This is a genomic window from Pseudarthrobacter sp. LT1 (assembly GCF_035621795.1).
Taxonomy (GTDB): Bacteria; Actinomycetota; Actinomycetes; order Actinomycetales; family Micrococcaceae; genus Arthrobacter.
In genome coordinates this window covers 73,344-93,938 of record NZ_CP141830.1, presented here as the reverse complement: position 1 = coordinate 93,938, position 20,595 = coordinate 73,344, and the positions used below count along the sequence as shown (strand labels likewise).

The 20,595-nt window shown below is 67.0% G+C and carries 21 protein-coding genes; 4 read left to right on the top strand and 17 right to left on the bottom strand.

The window, feature by feature from the left end:
* Positions 1 to 2 precede the first annotated feature (2 nt).
* The 12 genes from VIK36_RS00475 to VIK36_RS00420 all read right to left on the bottom strand — a co-directional run bounded on the left by VIK36_RS00475 (position 3) and on the right by VIK36_RS00420 (position 11,469).
* Complete coding sequence (locus VIK36_RS00475) at positions 3 to 1,082, bottom strand: PEP/pyruvate-binding domain-containing protein (protein ID WP_324643679.1); 1,080 nt, start codon at positions 1,080 to 1,082, stop codon at positions 3 to 5.
* Between the two features lie 5 nt (positions 1,083 to 1,087).
* Entirely contained in the window at positions 1,088 to 2,365 is a 1,278-nt protein-coding gene (locus VIK36_RS00470; RefSeq protein ID WP_255173917.1) for a cytochrome P450, read from the bottom strand.
* 125 nt (positions 2,366 to 2,490) lie between these two features.
* A complete protein-coding gene (locus tag VIK36_RS00465) occupies positions 2,491 to 3,285 on the bottom strand; it encodes an IclR family transcriptional regulator (protein WP_324643678.1) in 795 nt (264 codons plus the stop codon).
* A 97-nt stretch (positions 3,286 to 3,382) separates the two neighbouring features.
* Entirely contained in the window at positions 3,383 to 4,072 is a 690-nt protein-coding gene (locus VIK36_RS00460; protein ID WP_324643677.1) for an HD domain-containing protein, read from the bottom strand.
* A 196-nt stretch (positions 4,073 to 4,268) separates the two neighbouring features.
* Positions 4,269 to 5,249 carry a cyclase family protein gene (locus tag VIK36_RS00455; RefSeq protein ID WP_255173914.1) on the bottom strand — a complete coding sequence of 327 codons (981 nt, stop codon included), beginning with the start codon at positions 5,247 to 5,249 and terminating at the stop codon, positions 4,269 to 4,271.
* Positions 5,246 to 5,503, bottom strand: coding sequence for a hypothetical protein (locus VIK36_RS00450; RefSeq protein ID WP_255173913.1), 258 nt, complete (start codon positions 5,501 to 5,503; stop codon positions 5,246 to 5,248). Before VIK36_RS00450 ends, VIK36_RS00455 begins: the two co-directional genes overlap by 4 nt.
* A gap of 9 nt (positions 5,504 to 5,512) precedes the next feature.
* Positions 5,513 to 6,850: a TRAP transporter large permease subunit gene (locus tag VIK36_RS00445; RefSeq protein ID WP_255173912.1), complete on the bottom strand. Its 1,338-nt coding sequence runs from the start codon at positions 6,848 to 6,850 to the stop codon at positions 5,513 to 5,515.
* Between the two features lie 79 nt (positions 6,851 to 6,929).
* Entirely contained in the window at positions 6,930 to 7,709 is a 780-nt protein-coding gene (locus tag VIK36_RS00440) for an NAD(P)-dependent oxidoreductase (RefSeq protein ID WP_255173911.1), read from the bottom strand.
* Between the two features lie 43 nt (positions 7,710 to 7,752).
* Positions 7,753 to 8,379 carry a methyltransferase gene (locus VIK36_RS00435; RefSeq protein WP_324643676.1) on the bottom strand — a complete coding sequence of 209 codons (627 nt, stop codon included), beginning with the start codon at positions 8,377 to 8,379 and terminating at the stop codon, positions 7,753 to 7,755.
* 24 nt (positions 8,380 to 8,403) lie between these two features.
* Positions 8,404 to 9,411, bottom strand: coding sequence for a tripartite tricarboxylate transporter substrate binding protein (locus tag VIK36_RS00430; protein ID WP_324643675.1), 1,008 nt, complete (start codon positions 9,409 to 9,411; stop codon positions 8,404 to 8,406).
* Positions 9,412 to 9,460: 49 nt separating this feature from the next.
* On the bottom strand, positions 9,461 to 10,963 hold the full coding sequence (locus VIK36_RS00425) for a tripartite tricarboxylate transporter permease (RefSeq protein WP_324643674.1): 1,503 nt from the start codon (positions 10,961 to 10,963) through the stop codon (positions 9,461 to 9,463).
* 2 nt (positions 10,964 to 10,965) lie between these two features.
* Positions 10,966 to 11,469 carry a tripartite tricarboxylate transporter TctB family protein gene (locus VIK36_RS00420; protein WP_255173907.1) on the bottom strand — a complete coding sequence of 168 codons (504 nt, stop codon included), beginning with the start codon at positions 11,467 to 11,469 and terminating at the stop codon, positions 10,966 to 10,968.
* Between the two features lie 120 nt (positions 11,470 to 11,589).
* On the opposite strand from VIK36_RS00420, the gene VIK36_RS00415 reads away from it, so the two are divergent.
* Positions 11,590 to 12,390 carry an IclR family transcriptional regulator gene (locus VIK36_RS00415; protein ID WP_324643673.1) on the top strand — a complete coding sequence of 267 codons (801 nt, stop codon included), beginning with the start codon at positions 11,590 to 11,592 and terminating at the stop codon, positions 12,388 to 12,390.
* Between the two features lie 146 nt (positions 12,391 to 12,536).
* Here VIK36_RS00415 and VIK36_RS00410 read toward each other — a convergent pair whose 3' ends face one another.
* The 4 genes from VIK36_RS00410 to VIK36_RS00395 all read right to left on the bottom strand — a co-directional run bounded on the left by VIK36_RS00410 (position 12,537) and on the right by VIK36_RS00395 (position 16,955).
* Positions 12,537 to 13,706, bottom strand: a complete 1,170-nt coding sequence (locus tag VIK36_RS00410) for an MFS transporter (protein WP_324643672.1) — start codon at positions 13,704 to 13,706, stop codon at positions 12,537 to 12,539.
* Positions 13,703 to 14,368, bottom strand: a complete 666-nt coding sequence (locus tag VIK36_RS00405; protein ID WP_324643671.1) for a GntR family transcriptional regulator — start codon at positions 14,366 to 14,368, stop codon at positions 13,703 to 13,705. Before VIK36_RS00405 ends, VIK36_RS00410 begins: the two co-directional genes overlap by 4 nt.
* Before the next feature lie 148 nt (positions 14,369 to 14,516).
* The gene (locus tag VIK36_RS00400; protein WP_324643670.1) at positions 14,517 to 15,887 is read right to left on the bottom strand and encodes an MFS transporter; all 1,371 of its coding nucleotides are present in this window, start codon (positions 15,885 to 15,887) and stop codon (positions 14,517 to 14,519) included.
* Positions 15,888 to 16,082: 195 nt separating this feature from the next.
* Entirely contained in the window at positions 16,083 to 16,955 is an 873-nt protein-coding gene (locus VIK36_RS00395; RefSeq protein WP_255173892.1) for an NAD(P)-dependent oxidoreductase, read from the bottom strand.
* A 138-nt stretch (positions 16,956 to 17,093) separates the two neighbouring features.
* Between VIK36_RS00395 and VIK36_RS00390 the strand changes: the two genes are divergently transcribed.
* Positions 17,094 to 17,354 (top strand): DUF3072 domain-containing protein, encoded by a 261-nt coding sequence (locus VIK36_RS00390; protein ID WP_255173891.1) that lies wholly within the window; start codon positions 17,094 to 17,096, stop codon positions 17,352 to 17,354.
* Between the two features lie 105 nt (positions 17,355 to 17,459).
* Here the strand turns inward: VIK36_RS00390 and VIK36_RS00385 are convergent, their stop codons facing one another.
* Positions 17,460 to 17,663 (bottom strand): hypothetical protein, encoded by a 204-nt coding sequence (locus VIK36_RS00385; RefSeq protein WP_159634846.1) that lies wholly within the window; start codon positions 17,661 to 17,663, stop codon positions 17,460 to 17,462.
* Positions 17,664 to 17,963: 300 nt separating this feature from the next.
* Between VIK36_RS00385 and VIK36_RS00380 the strand changes: the two genes are divergently transcribed.
* Together VIK36_RS00380 and VIK36_RS00375 are read left to right on the top strand one after the other, a co-directional pair.
* Positions 17,964 to 19,307: a glycosyltransferase family 87 protein gene (locus tag VIK36_RS00380; protein ID WP_420716236.1), complete on the top strand. Its 1,344-nt coding sequence runs from the start codon at positions 17,964 to 17,966 to the stop codon at positions 19,305 to 19,307.
* 28 nt (positions 19,308 to 19,335) lie between these two features.
* On the top strand, positions 19,336 to 20,592 hold the full coding sequence (locus VIK36_RS00375; protein WP_324643669.1) for a glycosyltransferase 87 family protein: 1,257 nt from the start codon (positions 19,336 to 19,338) through the stop codon (positions 20,590 to 20,592).
* The last annotated feature ends 3 nt before the right edge of the window (positions 20,593 to 20,595 follow it).

Genomic DNA, 20,595 nt, shown 5'->3' with positions numbered 1-20,595 from the left:
GGTCAGGCAGTCGGCTTGAGCGCGGGGGTGCTCAGTCCGCTGAAGTAGCCGCCCGTGACGACCGGTTGGGGCGCGGTCACCGGTGCGGGCTTGGAGGAGTGGACCGTTTCCGGCCGGGACTGCAGGAGGAGCAGGTTTTCGCCGTCCGGGAGGTCGGCGTCGAGGGCCCACTCAATGTCTTGCGGGCACTTGTAGTGCTTCTCGGCCCGCTTGGCCATCTGGGCGACGGCGGTGAGCTCGGCGTCGGTGAGGCTGCGGCGGCCCCGGCGTTCGTCGTCGACCTCGCGTTCAACCAGCCCTTTGGCACCGGCGTCCGGGACCAGCTCGGCGTGCTTGTCGCCCAGGTGCTCACTGACGACGGCGAGGGTCACCTTGTCCAGCACGATGTTGTCCGGGGTGACCTGGCCGGAGACCACCATCTCGCCCACGCCGTAGGAGGAATCGATGGTGATCTTGGACCGGTCGCCGTTGGTGGGGTCCATGGTGATGGCCACGCCGGAGACCTTGGAGTTGACCATCTTCTGCACCACTACGGCCATCGACAGGCCTTCGTTGGGGATGCTGTTCTTGAGCCGGTAGATGATGGCGCGGGAGGTGTAGAGCGACGCCCAGCACTGGCGGATGTGGTCGGTGACTGCCTTGACGCCATCCAGCCAAAGGTAGGTGTCCTGTTGGCCGGCGAAGGAAGCGTCCGGCAGGTCCTCGGCGGTGGCGCTGGAGCGCACTGCCACCGGGACGGGGGCGTCGAAGCGGGCCATCAGCGATTCATAAGCGGCAATGGTCATACTGCGCAGGGCCTCCGGTACCGGGCGGGAGCAAATGTCCTCGCGGATGGCTGCGGACACCTGGTCCACCTGCCGCGTGTCCTCCGGGTCGAGGCCGGCGAGCAGTTCGTGGATTTTCGCCGTGATGCCGGCTTCGTCCATGAAGGCATCGAACTGCGCGGTGGTGACGACGAATCCGGGCGGAACGGGCATGCCGGCGGACGTCATGGTGACCAGGGACGCGCCCTTGCCGCCGAGGTTTTCAAGCTTCGGCTCAATGCCGCCGTCGAAGAACTGGACATAGTCATTGCTGTGCATGGTGCTTAGGCCTTCCAGGTGACAGGAACGGTCTCGGGAACACGGAAGGAGAGGTTTTCGCGGAAGGCGATGTCCTCCGGGGCGTCGAGCTGCAGCCTGGGGGCGAGCCGGGCCACTTCCTCGAGCGCGATTTTTGCCTGGAGCTTGGCGAGCATGTTGCCCAGGCAGTAGTGGATGCCAAATCCGAAGGAAAGGTGCTCGCGGGCATTGGGCCGGGTGATGTCGAAGTCCTCGCCGGCGGTGAACTTGGTTTCATCGCGGTTGGCCGAGCCCATCAGGAGCAGCAACTGCGAGCCCTTCTCGATGGGAACGCCGCCCACCTCGGTGTCTTTCAGGGCCTTGCGGCGCCATCCGACGATGGAGCCTGCGTAGCGGAGGACCTCGTCGATCGCGGCGGGGATCTTCTTAGGATCGTCCACCAGCTGCTGCCACTGCTCCGGTCGCGCCAGGAGCTCGCGCAGGGCGTTGGAGATGAGGGTGGTGGTGGTCTCGTGGCCGGCGAAGAGCAGGCTGTACAGGACCGAGGCAATCTCGTGGTCCGAGATCTCGGCGCCGTCCTGCTGGGCCTTGACCAGGTCTGCGGTGAGGTTGTCGCCGCCCTGTTCGTGGGCCACCCGGACCAGGCGCAGGCATTCCTGCCAGTACTCCACCAGGTTGTGGGCATGCGGGATCTGCTGTTCGTCGCTGAGGTCGCCCCAGGTCATGGCGGCCCGGGAGTCCGACCAGCGCTTGAACGTGTCCACCTGGGAAACGTCGGCCCCGATCAGGGTGAGGATGGTGATCGTGGGAACGTCGTAGGCCAGGTCCTTGACCAGGTCCCCGCGGCGCTCTTCACGGGAAAGCATCTTTTCGAGCAGGTCCACCACGTTCTGCCGGATGAACGGTTCCAGGGCCTTGTACCGGCGGGGCGTGAAGGCCTTCTGCACCACGGCGCGGATGCGGGTGTGCTCCGGCGGACGGCGGGCGGACAGGCCGGAGTAGGCGGTGAACCCGCCGTCCTCCATGATCTTTTTCGCGGCGGGTCCCCGCTCCCGGACCGGGGCCTGTGCGTTCTCGCTGGAGAACGTTTCCCAGTCCTCGAAGACGGCTTTGATGTCGTCGTAGCGGGAGACGACGTAGAGGCCGGTACGTTCATCGAACATCACGGGCTGCTCGGCCCGGAGTTCTGCGTAGGCGGTGAAGGGATCCTTCATCTGGAAGGGTTCGTAGCCGTGGTGCCCGGCGGGGGCTTCGGCGCCGTACCCGAAAGGACAGCGGCCAGCCGTTTCTGTCGACGATGACATGGTGACTCCTGGTGACTTTGGCTCCGTCCGGCGCCTCAGGGCGGCGGGGGGTTCTTAGTGACCAGTGTGGTCCACATCACCGGGCAGGGACAGCGCGGGCTTCCACTGGACGGAAACGAATGGCCTCAGCCGCGAGGTCCTTTGTGGACGCCGATCAGTGTCTCCAGGGGGATGCGTGCTGTGGCCTTTTCGATCTGGGCCGATATGCCCTTGAGGACGGGAAGGTACCTGGTCATGGTGGACGCCTGGGCGGTGGGCAGCACCAGGCCGATGGCGGCGCCAATCCGGCCTGTATGGAACACCGGGACCGCGATGGAGCATGAGCCAAGCCGCACTTCCTCGAGGGTGGTGGCGTAGCCCTGCGCGTGGATGTCCGCCAGCTCGGCGGTGAATTTCTGCGGGTCGATGTGGGTGTGGGCGGTGGCGCGTTCCAGGTCCCGGTGCAGGTAGGCGTCGCGCACCCAGTCGTCTTCGAACGCCAGGATGACTTTCCCGACGGCGGTGGCGTGCATGGGCAGGCGGCCGCCCACCCGGGATGCGCGGGGCACGCGCTTGGAGCCGTAAACGCGGTCGATGTAAAGGACCTCATTGCCGGCCCGGATGGCCAGGTGTGCCGTCTCGCCGGTCAGCGAGAACAGGTCCTGGATGTAGGGATGGGCGGCATCTCGCAGCTGGCGGCCGGTGTTCTGCGCCAGCTCCCACAGCCGGATGCCCAGCTGATAGCGGCCGTTCGGTTCCCGCGACAGGAATCCCCAGTCGGTCAGTTCGTTCACCAAGCGGTGCGCGGTGCTGAGCGGCAGCCCGGATTTGTCCGCGATGTCGGTCAGGCTCAGGGCGCCGCGGGAGGTCTCGAAGGCTTCCAGGATGGACAGCACTTTGGACGTCACGGTGCGTCCGGGGTCGCGGCTGCCGCCGGCCATGGGGGCCTCCTCGCTCCTGGCGCTGGGCCCAGGGTGCCGGCAGCGTCCGGAAAGAGTCTAAGCGCGGGAACGGCTCCGGGCCGCGCCGGTTTCCAGTTCAGCCAAGCAGGCGTTGCCGCTGCGGCCAGAGGGTGACCGATTCCAGTGCCGACAGTGCCCGCGCCATTGCCTGGGCCTCTGCGGTGAACAGGTGGCCGTGCACGCGCTGCGAGCAGAGCCGCAGGGCCTGTCCGCGGTCCAGCCCGAACCAGTCCATGACGGTGTCGATCCCGTGCGGGCTGAGGCGCCAGGTCTTGTCCGCGTCCTTGACGATGGCGTCCTCGATGGAGAGGGCCTCCCGCCGGGAATCGTGGCCGTCGATGATGTTCAGGATGGCGGGGATCCTGGTGCGGTCGTAACGGCACTCCGCGAGGATGTCCGCGGCCAGGCGCGCCCCCTCCTTTTCGTGCAGCAGCACCAGGTCCGGCCTGCCGCCGCCCGGTGCAATGGCGGCCAGGACGTCGCCGGGCGGGACCTGTGACCAGCCGATGTCGTGCAGCAGGATGGCGGGGAGCACGACGGCGGCGTCCGCGTCCGGGTGGGCGTCCAGCAGGGCGCGGGCCAGGCCGAAGGCGTACAGGGTATGGGCGTCGTTGTCCCGGATCGTCAAGTACGGCGCAGCGAGTTCCCAGATCCCGGCCAGCGCCGGTTCCAGCGCGATGACCCCGGCGGGGTTCGGCTCGATCCCGGAGGCAACAGCGTCGGCGTCGAGGCCTGAATGGTTGGCGGCGGGCTGCAGCTTCGTCATTCACACAGCCTGCCCGGCAACCGGCCCACGGGCAACGGGTGGCTTCTGTCCAGTGGAACCGGGTGTTGTGGCGGCCGACGGCGTCACGCCCGGCACGCTTTCGGCCCACCATAGGCGGGGAAGCCCCGGAAACCCGGGATCCCGCCGTCGTGCGTTGCCTGAAAGCATGCCCGGCGTGACGCGGCGCGGCCTCAGCTCACACGATGGCGGTGGCGTTGGCCGGGGAGCCGGTGCCGCCGGTGATGTTCAGCGGCTTGATGGTGATGAACGCGTCCCACCTGCCCGTGCTGCGCATGTGCCGAGCCAGCGGGCCGAGCCGCCACAGCTCGCCCAGGGGCAGGCCAAGCTTGGCCAGGAGCTGCTGGTGCATCATGCCGTGGTCGTTGAACGCGGACTCCCGGTAGGGGCTTCCCGGGACCGCGGGGAGGCACTCGAAGGCAAAGTTGTCGGCGGCAATCACGGCAAACCGGCTGTCCCACGCCCAGGCCACGAACTCCTGCGACTGCGCCACGCCCGTTGCCTTCCGGCTCTCACGGAGCCGCTGCTTCTCCCCCGGATCCAGCGCGAGGAACCATTCGCACCACCCGGTGTGGAGCATGAGGATGTCGCCGGGACGGGTGGCCAGGGACTGGGACTCCAGGGCCGCATGGAGCAGGTCAAGGCCCAAAGGTTCCCCGGCTGCGTGGTCTATGGGCTGGCCCAGGCCGTTCCGGAATCCGTCGAGGTCCACCAGGATGCCCCGGCCAGTGATGGGATGTTCGGCCCATTCCTGGATCCCCAGGTCCCGGGTGCCTTCGGTGATCCGGTGGTCCGGGACGCCGTTGTAGAACCCCACGTCATCGGCCCGGCGGTGCCGGAGCCCGTCAATCTGGGTCGATCCCTGGAGGAAGTACCCGTCCAGATAGTCGTCCCGGTGGGCCGGATGGGAGGAGTACATGGTGTGCCGGGGCGCACCGCGTTTGAGCGACATGCCCGGATCAAAGGCGTCAGCGGGATAGTCCAACCCGAACACGGTGCCGGTCCGGATGCTGTTCCTGGCTTCCAGGACGGCCGCGGGGGTGATGAAGGACGGTGTACCCCTGTCCGGGGCCGGAAAGAGGCCCCAGGATGTTCCCGCCAGGTTGCCCTCCCTCGCCAGGAGTTCCGCGAAGGTGGGAAATGGTTTGTGGGCAGTCATCGGCTGGTTGCTTCCTGTTTCTCCCCGGCCTCTTTCCGGGGCTGCCCGTAGCTGAGCAGGAAGCCTGCCACCGCGCACGCCGATGCGGCAATGCAGAGGGGCGGTTTGATGACGTTGTTGAAGAACTCGAGCCAGCCGTTTTGCCCGGCCACAAGGCCCGCGGCCTGCCCGGCCACGAACAGGACGCCGCCGATGAGGAGGACTGCGAGGGTGAGGGTGAAGACGGTTCCGGTGATCCTGCGGGATGTGTTCATGGTGGTTCCTTAGATCGGCAGGACGCCGAGGATGATCAGCACGCCGATGACCAGCAGGGGCAGCGCATAGTGGGTGAGCAGGCGGGCGAAGGTCTTGATGGGGTTGACGTCCGCGATGCCGCAGGCAACATAGAGCGGTGCCCCGCCGGGCGGGACCGCGGCCTCGCAGGAGGAGAACACCAGGACAGCCACGGCCGCGGTGGTGGCCGGAACACCGGCCGCGACGAGGGCGGCGACGCCGACCGTTCCGACGGCGGCCATGGTGGCCGTGGCGGACAGCGGGGCCGCGACAGCGATGACGATCAGCCCGATCAGGATGGCGAGCAGCCAGAGGGGAAGGTTCATCCCGTTCAGCAGGGCGGTCATTTGCTTGGGAAGGCCGGTGGCGGCCAGAGCGTTGGCTCCGGCGAAGGCGAAGAGCACGGTGACGCCCACGATGCCGAACCGCGGAGCCGAGCCCTGCAGCAGGTTTCCCCAGTCGCGCCCGGTGCGGGGCAGCTGCTTCCTGCCCAACAGCGCACCGGTGATGAGGAGGACCACCGGGATCCAGACGATGACGCTGACGGACTTGCTGACGTCACCGCCGGTCCAGTCCGAGAGCGCCGGGGTGAGGAACCCGGAGGTGATGGCCAGGGGAATGGCGACGACGACGAACAGCAGGAGCGTGGCCCACCCCTGGCCGAAGGCGGCCCGGACAGACAGGCGGTGGGCGGCGTCGAGCGGCGCCATCCCGCTCTTCCTGATGAGCATCCAGGTGACGATGAGCCGGTGCAGGAAACACCACAGGCCGCCGAACAGCAGGGGAAGGACGAGGGCGTTGATGTCCAGCAGGGGCCCCACCGTGGCGGAACCGACCAGGACGAACATGGAGGCACTGAACGGAAAGGTGATGCCCATGCCGGCGTTCCCGGCCACGAGGGTTGCGGCAGCAGGCTTGTCGAGCCTGGACTTTTCCATCCAGGGAATGGTCACTGAGCCCACCGTCGCGGCGATGGCCGCCTGGTTGTGGACCACTCCGCCCAGGCCTGCGGAGGCTACCGTGGAGACCCAGGCCGGACCGCCCTTAACTCCGCCGATCAGCGAGTTCAGCAGGTCGATCAGCCGATCCAGCACGCCGCCCTTATCCAACAGGTAGCCCATGAAGACGAATGCCATGGTGGCGTAGACAATCTCGTCGGTCGCCGCCGAATAGAAGGCCGACCACCCAACCTGCGCCGCGGCGGCCCCGGTAAACGGCAGGACCACCAGGAAGCCCAGGATCATGGCCTCCCCCACGCTGCGCTTGATTGCAGTCGTCCAAAGCAGGATGACGGCAAGGTAGGCGCCCAGTGCCCAGATGCCGATCATGCTGCTGCTCCTGACGGCGGAATGCCGGTTGCTGTTGAAATCACGTATTTCCCGTTCCTGATTGTGCCCTGCTGCGCGGTCAGCGCAAGGCCGGCTCCGTGTCCTGCGTCATCCGGGCAAGGGCGGCGGCGGAGGCGGTGGTCATCTCGGCCGGGACGCCGAGGTCCGAGAGGTAGCTGGCGGTGTCCTGCATTTCCTTGGAGCGGCGGACGGCGTGCTTGGCGGTTCCGGTGAGGAACCTGTCAATGACAGCCTGGCCGTCGCCTGCCAGCTGGTTCGCGATCTGGCCCCGGATCCAGTCCTCCAGGCCGGCTGCCTTACCGGCCGTGACCGCTTCCACCACCACGGATGCCAGGCCCTTCATGAGGACGCTGCGCAGGAGTTTGTGGGCCATCGCCGATCCAGGCTCGCCCTCGGCGATTTCAACCTGCACGCCGAGGGGACGCAGCAGGCCGGCAACGGCCTGGGCGCCTGGACCGCTCACCATCAGCGGAGTCTTTTCCCCCAGCGCGGAGACCGGGCCAAGGATGGCGACGTCGGCAAAGCCGGCCTTGGTGGGCAGCTGTCCAAGTTCCTGCATGACGCCCGGGGAGGAGGATGTGAAGTCGGCATAGACACTGCCGGCGCCAAGGACCGGCAGGCACTCCTGCGCCACGCTGCGTGCCGCGGCAGCGCCGGTCATCACCAGGACGATGTCAGCCCCGGTACATGCTTCGGCCGCGGTGGCCACCCGAATCACGCCCTCCGGGGTGGTGGGGGCCACGGGATCGAACCCGGTGACCTGGTGGCCCGCAGCTGCGAGCGCTGCGGCATAGGTGGCTCCGGCTTCGCCGAGGCCAATGACGGTGCACGCTGTCATGATTTGCTCTGTTCCTTCTGGGACGTTGTGGGGGTGGTGCGGTTCAGTTGCGGGCGGCGACGATTGCCTGGCGGCGGCCGGACTCGTCCGCGAACACCGCTTCGGCGGCTTCGGCGACGGCGGCGGCCTGCTCCCGGGGGACGACCACCACGCCGTCGGAGTCACCGACAATGACATCGCCTGGCAGGACGGGGACGCCGCCGAAGGCGACGGCGGTTCCCAGCCTGAAGGGGCCGTCCTTGTAGGGGCCGGCGGGCGAAGTAGCCCGCGCGAAGACCGGCATGCCGATCTCACCCAGCGCCTCGGCGTCGCGCGCTGCTCCGTCCAGCGCGAAGCCAGCGACGCCGAGGTTGATGGCGCGCTCCCCGATCAGTTCACCAAGGAGGGCGCGGGTTTCATCGGCGCCGCCGGCGACCACAATGACGTCTCCGGGACGGGCCAGCTGCAGGGCAGCGTGGATGCCCTTGTTGTCGCCGGGACGGGTCCATACGGTGAACGCCGGTCCGGCCAGCTTCGCACCGGGCCACACGGCCTGGATGGCGGAGTCCGCGACGCCGAGCCGGTCCATGGCGTCACCGATATTGGCAGCGGGCAGCTTGGCGAGCCGGTCCACGATCCCCTGGTCGGGGCGGGCAAAGTCGGCGCTGGTGTCAATGGCTGGAGTTGTCATGGTCGGTTCCTTAGGAGCTGTGGGTCAGTCTTTTTTCTGGACCAGCGGAAGGACCTTCTTGAAGTCGTCTTCCTGGCCTGCCCAGAACTTCTGGTAGTCGGTGCCGTTGAGGTAGCTGGTCTGCAGGCCCAGGTCCTTCATCTTCTGCACCACGGCGGGGTCCTCGATGGCCTTCTCGATGGCGGCTTCGAGCTTCTTGGCAACGTCAGCAGGGAGCCCTGCGGGAGCGGAGTAGCCGCGGGCGGTCCCGGCGGTCAGGTCGTAGCCGGATTCCTTGAACGTGGGGATGTCCGGCAGCGAGGGGGCGCGGTCCCCGGACATGACGCCCAGCACCCGCGCCTTGCCCTGCTTGCTGAGGTCGTTCACGTCGCTCACGTTGGCCACCAGGACGTCTACGTGCTTACCCAGGAACGCGGTGGTGGCCTGCGAGGCCCCCTCCGAGAAGTGGACCGGTGCGAACTCCGAGCCGGTGCTCTCCTGGATCTGGGCCAGGGCGAAGTGTTCGCCGGTCTGGATGCCGGTGGTGCTGGCGGTGAGTGACTTCGGCTTGGCCTTGACCGCTTCCAGCAGCTCTTTCAGGGTCTGGTAGGGACTGTCCGGCTGGACGGCGATGACGGTGGGGTCGATCACCTGCCGGCCCAGTGGCTGGAAGCTGTCCCTGGTGTACTTCGCGCCGCGGGCCGGATCCAGGGGTGAGACCACCACCGAGGGGGATCCCGTGGCGCCGATGGTGTAGCCGTCCGGCTTGGCGCTGGTCAGGGCGGTGTAGCCGATCTGGCCGCCGGCACCGGGCTTGTTGATGACCTCAACGTTGGTGCCGAGTTCCTTTTCGAGGACCGGCTGGATGAGCCTGGCGGCGGTGTCCACGGCGCCGCCCGAAGAGAAGGCGACGATCAGGTCGATTGACTTGCCTTTCTTTGGGAAGTCGCCGGCGGCTGCGGCGGAGTTGCTGGCTCCGGCGTTGGCGCCGCAGCCGGTGAGGGCGAGCAGGGACGCTGCTGCGACGGCTGCGAAGATCTTCTTGCGTGACATGGTTCTTCTCCTTTGAAGCGGTGCGGGAAATGTGGGTTGTGGTGGGGAATCAGGCTTCCGGGTCCTCCATGAGGGCCTTGGGTTTGCGGAGTTTGAGCAGGGGGCTGCAGATGATGAGCAGGCCAAGGCCGATCAGCACGGCGGAGATGGGACGGCTGGTGAAGACGGTGAAGTCGCCCTGGGATATTTCCAGGGATTCGCGCAGGGAGCGTTCCATCAGCGGCCCCAGCACCAGGGTGAGCACCATCGGGGCCAGCGGAATGTCGAGGTTCCGCAATGCCAGGCCAAGGAGGCCGAAGCCGATCATGACGTAGACATCGAAGACGCTGAAGTTGATGGTGTAGGCCCCGATGACCATGAACACGAGGATCACTGCGGTCAGGATCGGGGTGGGCACGCGGAGGATGGAGGTCCACAGGCCCACGAGCGGGACGTTCAGCAGCAGCAGCAGGACGTTTCCGATGAAGAGGCTGGCGATGATGGCCCAGGCGATCTCCGAATGTTCCGTGAACAGGCTGGGTCCCGGGGTGAGGCCCTGCTGCAGGAACGCGCCCATCAGCACGGCGATGGTGGGCGAGGCGGGGATGCCAAGGGTGAACAGCGGGATGAGGGCAGCGTTGGCGTGGGCATTGTTGGCGGTCTCCGGACCGGCGACGCCTTCGACGGCCCCCTTGCCGAGTTCATTGCGGAACCGGGAGAACCTCTTCTCCGTGGCGTAGGAAAGGAGCGAGGACACGGAGCCGGTCATGCCGGGAATGAGGCCCAGGCCGAAGCCGACGCCCGTGCCACGGGCCATGGCGGGTGCACTGCGGCGCCATTCGGTCCTGGATGGGAACAGCTGCCGGAAACCGGGGGCATGCACCACCGGGGTGGGCTCGTTCCGGCGGAAGGAGAGGATTTCGGAGAGCCCGAAGACGCCGACGATGACGGCGACGAAGCTGACCCCGTCCATCAGGTTGTCGATGCCAAAGGTGAAGCGCGGCGCTCCAGCCACGGGATCGATGCCCACCATGGAGATCAGCAGGCCCAGGGCGCCGGAGATCAGGGCCTTGACCATGGACTTTCCAGCCAATGCGACCAGCAGTGAGATGCCGACCACCATGAGCGCGAAGAATTCGGGCGGCCCGACCAGCAGGCCCATCTCGCCGAGCGGCTTGGCAGCGGCGACCAAGCCGACGGTGGCGATGGTGCCGCCGATGAAGGAGCCGACGGCGGCCAGCGTCAGCGCCGCTCCGGCCCTCCCCATCTTTGTCATGGCATAGCCGTCGATAGTGGTGATGGCTGAGGAGGCTTCGCCGGGAGTGTTCAGCAGGACACTGGTAATGGTTCCGCCGTACTGGGTGCCGTAGAAGATGGCACACAGCATGATGATGGACCCTGCGGGGTCGAGGTTGAGCGTCAGTGGGATGAGCAGTGCCACGCCCGCGACGGGTCCGACGCCGGGCAGGACGCCGATGATGGTGCCGAGCAGGCAGCCGAGGAAGGCAAACAGCAGGTTTTGCCAGGTCATGGCGGTGGCAAAGCCGCCAAGCAGTTCGTTGAGGGTTTCCATGCCTAGAGTCCGATCAGGTTCAGCGGAGTAAATGCCGAGACGGGAAGGGCCACGTTCAGTCCGTAGTTGAAGGCGTAAAAGGCGCCGACGCTTCCCGCCAGGGCGATGATCAGTGAGGGCACCCACGTCCGGCGTCCACGGATCTTCAGGTGGTAGAGCAGGAACGCGAACATGCTCAGCTGGAAGCCCAGCAGGTCCATCACGGCCGCCAGGATGACGAGGCTGGTCACGACGGAGATGACCACCTCCTTGTCCACGCCCGCACCCCTGGCGCTGGGCCTGCGGAGTTCCTGGAGGAGCCAGACGGCCGACATCGCCACCAGCAGCGTCCCCATCGCGAAGGGGAACATTCCGGCGCCCGGGCCGAGTGAGGTCCAGAGCCCCAGGCCGACCGAGCTGACCAAGACATAGACGCCGACGGCGGCGAAGGCGCCGATCCCCGCCAGCACACCGGGCGCGACCCGGATGGTGCTCCCTGCTTTTGTCGTGACTGACTCCGTTGTCATGAGTTTCCTTTTCACAGCGCGTCATTGCATTTCATAGAATGAAACTATATTGCGTACTGAGAAATAGTGACAGGAGACACAAGGACTGTCAAGCGCAAGAAACTTACATAGAATGAAAGAATGGCTATGACGACTTCCAGTACGGCCGGCACGGCAGAAGAGGGCCCCAAGTCCTCGAATATGCGCTCCCTCTCGAGGGCCATGGAGGTCTTCGCCGAACTGCAGCGGGCCGAACGGCCGCAGCGGCTCAGTGACTTGGCGCGGAACTGCGGCATGAGCCTGCCCACCACGCTGAGGATCCTCCGGGTGCTGCAGGATTTCGGAATGGTGAGCCAGACGGATAAGTCCTACCGGATTGGTCCCGCCGTCCTGCCCGCCGCACGGAGCTTCCTGGAGAACGATCCCCTGGTGGTCGCCGCCCGCCCCGTCCTGCAGCAGGTGGCCTCGCAGACCGGACTGACGGCGTCGCTGTACTCACGGCTCGGCTTCGAGCGCATCCTGGTGGCCCGCGTCGACGGCGAGGCGCCCCTCCGCTACGACCTCCCGCTTGGCAAGCGGCTGCCCCTGACGCTCGGCGCTGCAGGAAAGATCCTGCTCGCATCGGCGTCCGATGACGAACTTCAGCAGGCGGTGGCGGCAGCCGCGGCAGCCGGCCAGGAAGACGCGGACCTGACGGCAAAGGAACTGCGCGCGCGGCTCCCCGCGCCGGGAACCGACTTCGCGTTCTCCGCCGATGAGCGTGCCACGGGCGTCCTGTCAGTGGCCATGGCCGTGCCCAACCGGACGGGCCGGCCCACCGAATCGATCTCGCTCACCAGCCCAGTGGAAGCGGCCAGTGAGGCGACCTTGAAAGCCGGGGTCCCCGAGCTGCGCCGCGCCGCCGGCCGGCTCTCTGAGCTGCTGGAGGGCTCCGTCTACTGACCCCGCCGTCCGCCGCCGCTAAAAGACGGCCGACGGTATCACGCACGGCAGGCTTTCGGCCCACCATAGGCGGGGAAACCCCGGAAACCCGGGGACCCGCCGTCGTGCGTTGCCTGAAAGGATGCCCGGCGTGACGCGCGGACGCGCTAGTCCAGCTGCACGCCGCGGAGCAGCAGGAGCGTCCCGCCCACCACGACGGCTGACGCCAGGAACACGCCGCCCGCGCCCAGTCCGGCGGCAACGACGCCGATGGCACTGGGCAGGACCACCTGTCCCACCCGGTTGCCGGCGAGCCGGAGGGCCAGCGCCCGGCCGCGCTGCCCGGCCGGTGCCTGCGCCGAAAGCCACGACATGGTCAGCGGCTGGCCGATGCCCAGGCCCAGCCCCAGCAGGGCCATCACAATGAAGAGCAGCCACGCCGGCATGGGAATGGCTGCGGCTGCCAGCGCCGCGGTGGACAGGGCCAGGCTCACTACCAGCAGCCGCATCCGGCCGATCCTCCGGGACACCCGGCCCAGCAGGAGCCGCGACACCATGGAGAAGACGGCGCGGACCGTCAGCATGGCGCCCACGGTTGCCGCGGTGAGTCCACGGTCGGCGCCGAGGGCCGGCAGGTAGACCATGGTCAGGTCCACCACGGCCAGGACGGTGGCGCTGGTGGCGAGGGCTCGCGCCACGCCGGGCGACTTCAGGAGCGATACCGCGCTGCCCGTACCGGCGGAAACGGCCTTCCTTTTCCCGGCGCTGACGTGGGCCGGGACAACAAAGGTAGTGGCGAACAGCACCAGGCTCATGACGACCGAAAGGAGGAAGATCGCCTGGGTATCGGGACGGACGGAAGCGCCGCCCACCAGGGAAATCGCCAACGGCCCCAGCGCCTGCCCCAGGGACGCGGCGAACGTCAGGTATCCGAACGCGGAATCCATCCGGGACGAGGCGGCATTGTTGGCCACCACCGCCTGCTGCCCCACAACGCAGGCCAGTTGCCCGGCGCCCAGCAGCGCGGTTCCGATGACCAGGGCCACGATCGAGGAGCCCCACAGCAGCAGGAAGACCGAGCAGGAAAGGACGACGGCGGACCCGATCGCCATGAGCCGGCGCTCACCCAGGCGGTCCACCAGGCCGCCCGTGGGCACGGCGAGCAGCAGCGGAAAGACGGCGTAGCTGGCGGCCAGCAGCCCCAGGGCGAAGCCGGGAACGTCCAGCTCCAATGCCCGGTAGGTGGCTGCCGGGCGGACCAGGAACGTGACGGCCTGGATGAGCGCGGAATGGACCAGCAGGGCCGTGGACGTGCGCCGTCCGAGTTCACCGATCATGCGCCGGTTGTGGCGGTGCCGGAGATGGCCCGCACCGCGGCGTCCCGGGCGCCCATCACGTGATCGAACGCGATGGCGGCAGCCTTGTCCGGCTCGCCGCCGGCCACTGCATCCACCAGGGTCCGGTGCTGGGCCAGGGCCTGGTCCCGGCGCTCCTGCGTGCTGTTGGTGAAGTGCCGGTACCGCTCCATGTGGCTGGAAATCTGACCGTGGAAACGGCGGGCCCACGAGTTTCCGGCGATCGCGGCGATTTTGGCATGCAATGCCATGCCCTGCTGCATGGCATCGTCGGCGAACGTGACCATGGCGGCGTTACGTTGAAGGATGCCGTGCAAGGCTTCGATATCAGCGGGCGTCGCTTTCAGGCAGGCGTTGCGGGCCATCAGGGATTCCATTGCCGCGCGGACCTCATACAGTTCTGATAGGGCAGCTTCATCCAGGGCCGGCACCAGCACCCCGCCTGTGGGCTGTTGTTCCAGCAGGTCCTCGCTGATGAGGCGCCGGATGGCCTCGCGCAGCGGCGTGCGGCTCACCTGCAGCGCCGACGCCATCGCCGGTTCGTAGATGCGCTCCCCCGGCTTCAGCTCAAGGCTCAGGATCCGGCGTTTGAGTTCCTGGTAGACAAAGTGTGCGCCGGTGTTCCGGGCGGGTGACTCTGGCATCGTTTGTACCTCCGCCAGTCATCATACTTGTATACATCTATACAAATCGTCATTGCGTGCATGCCGCCCTGCCCGGGGCATAGGCCCGGCCCACGAAGAAGGAGGGGCAGCACGCGCTGCCCCTCCTTCTGGCTGGTTGACTGCGGACCTAAACGCGGCCTGCGATTCGTCCGGTCTTTTGCGCCTCGAGGTCCTCGAGAGACGTGCCCTTGGTGTCGGAGGACATGAGGGTGGCCACCGCGGAGACCAGGCAGATGCCGAGCGTGACCAGCCCGATGGTCAGGGGGATGTTGGCCGAGCCGGGAGGAGCGATGGCGGTGAAGATACTCGGGAAGAACGACGCGATCATGAGTCCGATGTTCTGCGAGACAGCGAAGCCGGTTACCCGGATCCGCATGGGGAACTGCTCCTGGAAGAACGTGGCGAACGTGGCGTTCCACATCTGGAAGAAGATGCCCTGCACGATGACCACGCAGACGAAGACCAGCGGGAGGCTCCCCTGCTCGATCGCCCACAGGTATCCGGTCACCAGGACGCCGCCGATAACGCCGCCGGCCGCCATCAGCATCCGCCGGCCGATCCTGTCCGAGAGCGCGCCGAACACCGGAATGGTGGCCACGGCCGCGATATTGGCCACCAGCGTCACCCACAGGAACTCGCTGCTGGAGAAGCCGTTGCCGTAGCCCTTCTGGGTGGCAAAGGAGACGCCGAAGATCAGGGTGGCCATGCCGATGACGTTGGTGAAGGTCATGAGGATGCAGCGGAGCAGTGCGCCCGGCCGGGTGCGCAGGAGCTCGGCGAGCGGAAAGCGGTGTTTGGTTCCCTCGGTACCCGCGGTGTAGGCAGGGGGCTCGGTCACCCGGCGGCGGATGAGGTAGCCGGCAAAAATGACGACGGCGCTGAGCAGGAAGGGGATGCGCCAGCCCCAGGCACCGAACTGGTCAGCCGGGAGGAGGGCGGCGAGCGGCAGCAGGACGGCGGTGGCCAGGATTGACCCCACCTGTGTGCCCTGGAGGCTGAAGCTGGCGAAGAAGCCGCGCCGGGCGTCCGGCGAGTGTTCGACGATCATCGCGCTGGCACCGCCGAGTTCGCCGGCCACCGCGAAGCCCTGGATCAGGCGGAGGATCACCAGCAGGGCGGGGGCGAGGAGGCCCACTTGCCCGTAGGTGGGCAGGAGCCCGACCGCGAAGGTTGCGAAGCCCATGAGCAGCATGGCGAAGACGAGCACTTTCTTGCGCCCGTGCCGGTCCCCGTAGGCGCCGAGGACGACGGCGCCTACCGGGCGGGAGACGTAGCCCACCGCGTAGGTTGCAAGGGAGGCGATGATTCCGACGGTGGGGTTTTCCGCGGGAAAGAAGATGGTGGGGAAGATCAGCGTGGCGGCCAGCGAGTACAGCGCGAAGTCGTAGTACTCAAGGGCACTTCCGATCCAGCCGCTCATGGCCGCCTTCTTCGGATCCCGCAAAACCGCACCGGCAGCTGGGCTGGAAGGGGCCACGCGGGTTGGGGTGGTGCTCATGTGCTTGTCCTTCGTCTTCTTTGGCAAGGAACCGGAACCGCTGGAAACAGTTGTGGCGGTGTCTGCGCCGCAAACCGCCGGAGAGGGGCTTGTGCGTCAGCTCTTGAATCGATTCATCAAATATAGAAGGTGACGTGCGTTACGTCAACGGGCAAGCGCTATCCGGCCTGCTGTGGAGCCGCCGGGACGTCCCTGCTACCGGCTCGCGAAGTACGCCGCAGCCATGTCCTGCTTGGCACGGCCCTGTTCTGCCACCCGGTCCAGCCTGGCGGCGAACGCTTCGGCGCCGTCAAGCTTCAGGCCCTGCTCAGCGGCGGCATCGACGATCAGGTGTGCATCCTTGCAGGCGGTGTCCACGGCGAAGGACGCAGGCTCGAGTCCCTCATCCAAAATGAGGCCCATCTTGGTCCGCAGGTAGGGAAGGTCCAGACCGCCGCCGTCGATCACGTTGAGGAACTGCTGCGGATCGACGCCGAGCGCCTCAGCCAGGGCAACCACCTCGCCGGCCGCATTGGAGGCGGCAATAACCCAGCTGTTCACCACGAGTTTGAGCCGTGCGGCGGACCCTTCCGCGGGGTCCTGCCCTGTCCAGATGGTCCGGGCGCCAATGGCATCCAGCACCGGTGCCACCCGCCGTCGCACCGCGTCAGGCCCGGCGGCCAGCACCAGAAGCTGGCCGGCTTCCGCGGGCGCGCGGGTGCCGGACACAGGCGCCTCCACCAGGTCCAGGCCGAGCTCCGCGGCCAGTTTGGCCACAGCGGGCGCGTCCTGCACACCCACGGTGGTGGACTGGACCCAGGCCGTGCCCGGCCGGAAGCCCGAGGCTGCAGCCCGAACGACTTCTTCCACCGCGGCGGCGTCGTAGAGCATGGTCAGGACCACGTCGGCCGCCTCAACGGCGTCGGCCGGGCTGGCGGCACGCCGGGCGCCGTCAGCAGCCAGGGGTTCCGTTTTGGCCGCATCCCGGTTCCACACCGAAACCTCGTGGCCCGCCCGCAGGAGGTTCCGGGCCATGGCCGCTCCCATGATTCCCGTCCCGAGCACTGCGACTTTGAGCTTGGTATCCATCGAGTCATTCTCCTGGCTGCGTTGGTGTCTGGCGTCTACCTACTCAACGTCTCCATGATTCCCCGACTTATTCAAGGGGAGGCATTCCAGCACGCACGCTCCGGCGGAATGTCTGCGCCCCGGCCTAGACTCGTACCCATGAGCGACAGCAACCAGGAAACGATCGGCAGCCCGGAACCGGAACCCAACGCAGGCCTCAACAGGGACCCGGAAGACTGGGTGACCGGGGACGAGCCCATGACGGCGGCCCAGCGCAGCTACCTCGATACCCTTGCACGCGAGGCAGGGGAGGAACTTCCGGCGGACCTGAGCAAGGCGGAGGCGTCAAAGCACATCGACCGGCTGCAGCAGCGCAGCAACCGCGTGGGCGGCGACGGGGACAGCAGCACCGGCAGCTAGACGGGCTAAACGGGCGACGCCGGCACTGACGGCGGCGCCAAAGCACCGCCGTCAGGGGCAGTCTAAGTTCGGGGGCCGGCTATGCCAGCCGCCGACTGAAGGGGCCTACCAGGCCTGGTGTTCGCGGGTGAGGCCGAAGGGGACGGCGTCACTGAGGTCCACCGTGAACTTGTCAGCGCCATGGCGGGTCACCAGGATTCCGTGGCGGCGGCCGATCAATGCGTGGGCCTTGGCGGCTGCGACCGCGGCGTCGAGCTCGGTGTCCATGCTGTGGCGGTCGGAGACGGTAAGGGTCAGGGGGAAGTTCATGGATATTGCCTGTGTCTTTCAGGGGATGGGTGGGCATACTCCGCCCAGCGCTCCCCCTGGCTGCATAGGCGGTCGGCGCTTTCGCGCCTCGACCATGGTGCCTGAGCAAAAATGGGCCAGCAACTTTAGATAAATGACGCAGGTCAGCGCCTTGCGCACCACCATTTGTCCTGACAATTACTGGCCGCAGGGCGCCGTCAATTAGAGTTGAAAGGGAGTGGGAGCCGGTTTTCGGGGCTTCCATCTGCCTTTGAAACCCGCCTCGCGGCCCACCGAGCCATTATTGCGCGACCGCTGACTGTGCAACGACCTGACAAGGATTCCGCCATTTCCACCGACGCTCTCTTCGGCAATCTGACCAGGATCCGCAATGTCATCCTCCCCACTCCCGTGCGGAGTTCACTGAATTCCGGGCGCGGACTGCTGGGCGGCTTCATTGTGGTCCACCTTGTCTTCCTGGTCTTCGCAGCTTCACTCTCCCTGCGCGGTGAGGCATTCAGCGACACCTTTATCTACCGCGACTGGGCCATGGCCGGCTTCAACGACGCCAACCTCCGGGGCGGCCCCAGCCCCTGGGTTTATCCCATCCTGGCCCTGATCCCCATGGCCATTGCGGGCCTCGCAGGTCCTGGACCGTTCTTCTTCCTCTGGGTCCTCATGACAACGCTCCTCAACGGCTGGGCGCTGCTGAAACTCACCGGACGCGGCCGCATCACCAACGCCATCCCCGCGGGCTGGTGGTGGCTGGCCTTTACGTTCCTCATGGGCTGGCTGGGATTCGCCCGCGTTGACGGCCTCACCGCACCGCTGGTCCTCGTTGCCCTGGCATACGGCGTCCAGCGCCCGTTCATCGCCTCGGTCCTGCTGGCCATCGGCACCTGGGTGAAGGTCTGGCCGGCGGCCATCATGCTGGCCCTCTTCGCCGTCGTCAAGAACCGCCTGCTGGTGGTGCTGGCAGGAATCGCGACGACGGCGGGCGTCGTTGCGCTGGCAGCAGCCCTTGGCACCGTCCCCAAGCTCCTGAACTTCCTCACCCAGCAGGGCGACCGCGGCATGCAGCTCGAGGCCACCTTCACCACCCCGTGGCTCTGGCTGTCCGTCCTGAACGTGGGCGGCTCCCGCATGTACATGAACACGGACATCAACTCCATGCAGGTGGACGGTCCGGGCACCGCCACCATGTCCGTGCTGATGCAGCCGCTCCTGGTCCTGGCCGCCCTGCTCGTGGCGGGCCTGGCCTTCTGGGCGCTCCACAACGGCAAGCAGCACAAGGTGGCAGGCGGCGTGGACCGGACCGAGCTGCTTCTCGCCGGCGCCCTCGCCCTGGCCGCCGCCTTCGTGGTCTTCAACAAGGTGGGTTCGCCCCAGTTCATGGTGTGGCTGGGCCCCGCCGTCGCCGTCGGCCTGGCGCACAGCTGGCGCGAATGGCGCGTCCCGGCACTGATGCTGATCGCGATCGCCGTGGCCACTTACTTCATCTACCCCCTCTTCTACGACGCCCTCAGCCACAACAACCCGTGGATGGCACTGGTGCTGACCATCCGCAACGTCCTGCTGGTGGTCCTGTTCCTGTGGAGCGTCCGCCGCCTGTATTCACTGGGCAAGAAGACCCCCGCACCCGCCCCCGCGCTCAAGGAGACCTGAAATTTCCACAAGGTTCTTTGACCGTTTGGTGACGGTCCGCAGCAAAGTCCTGCCGGCCAAGGTAGTGGACTGGTTCGCCCGCCCGTCCAGCGTGTGGTGGGGCTTCGCCGTCGTCCACTTGTACTTCCTGGGCTGGATGGCGTCCTTCTTCCTGAACGGCGATACGTTCAGCGACACCGAGCAGTACCGGCAGTGGGCCACGGCCGGGTACAACCCGGCGGACCTGACCGGGAAGATCAGCCCCTGGGTCTACCCCGTGCTGGCGCAGATCCCCATCTTCCTGGCGAACATCGCCGGGCCAAGCCTCTACCTGCTGGTGTGGTTCCTGATCATCACGGCGCTCAACGCCGTCGGCCTGCTCTACCTCACCCGCGGCCCGCGGAAGGTGACGGGCGTGGCCCCGGCCTGGTGGTGGCTGTTCTTCACCGTCTTCATGGGCTACCTGAGCTTCGCCCGGGTGGAAGGCATCACCGCACCCATCGTGCTGATCGCGCTGCTCTACGCGGCCGAGCGGCCCGTGGTGGCCGGCGTCCTGCTCAGCGTGGCCACCTGGATCAAGGTGTGGCCTGCAGCCGTGCTGGTACCCATCGTCATCGCCAGCCACAAGCGCATCCAGGTGGTGCTCGCCGGCGCCGCCGTGACCGCCGTCGTTGGACTGGGGACCTGGCTGGCCGGCGGATTGCCGCACATCATGGACTTCCTGCTCAACCAGGGCGAGCGCGGCATGCAGCTCGAGGCCACCTTCTCCACACCGTGGGTCTGGCTGAGCGTCTTCCACATCGCCGGTTCCAAAATGGCGGACAACACGGCCATCAACTCCACCGAGGTTTACGGCCCCGGAGCCAGTACTGCAGCTTTCCTGATGCAGCCGCTGCTGGTCCTCGCCGCCGTGACCGCTGCCATCCTGCTGGTGCGTGCCATGCGGCGGGGCGCCGAGCGCGAGGAGTTGTTCCTCGAGGGCTCCCTCATGATGGTCACCGCGTTCATCGTGTTCAACAAGGTGGGCTCGCCGCAGTTCATCATCTGGCTGGCTCCGGTGATCATCGCCGGCCTGACCCACGACTGGGAGCGCTGGAAGGTACCCGCTGCCCTGCTGATGGGCATCGCCATGACCACGTTCGTGATTTACCCGCTGTTCTATACGCCGCTGATCCACGCCCACCCGGTCATGGCGGCCATCCTCACCACCCGCAACGTGCTCCTGGTGGTGCTGCTGTGGTGGTCGGTGAAGCGCACGGCGGAACTGGGCCGCAAGACGTCCACGCGGGTGCCGGCGGAAGCCTAGCTT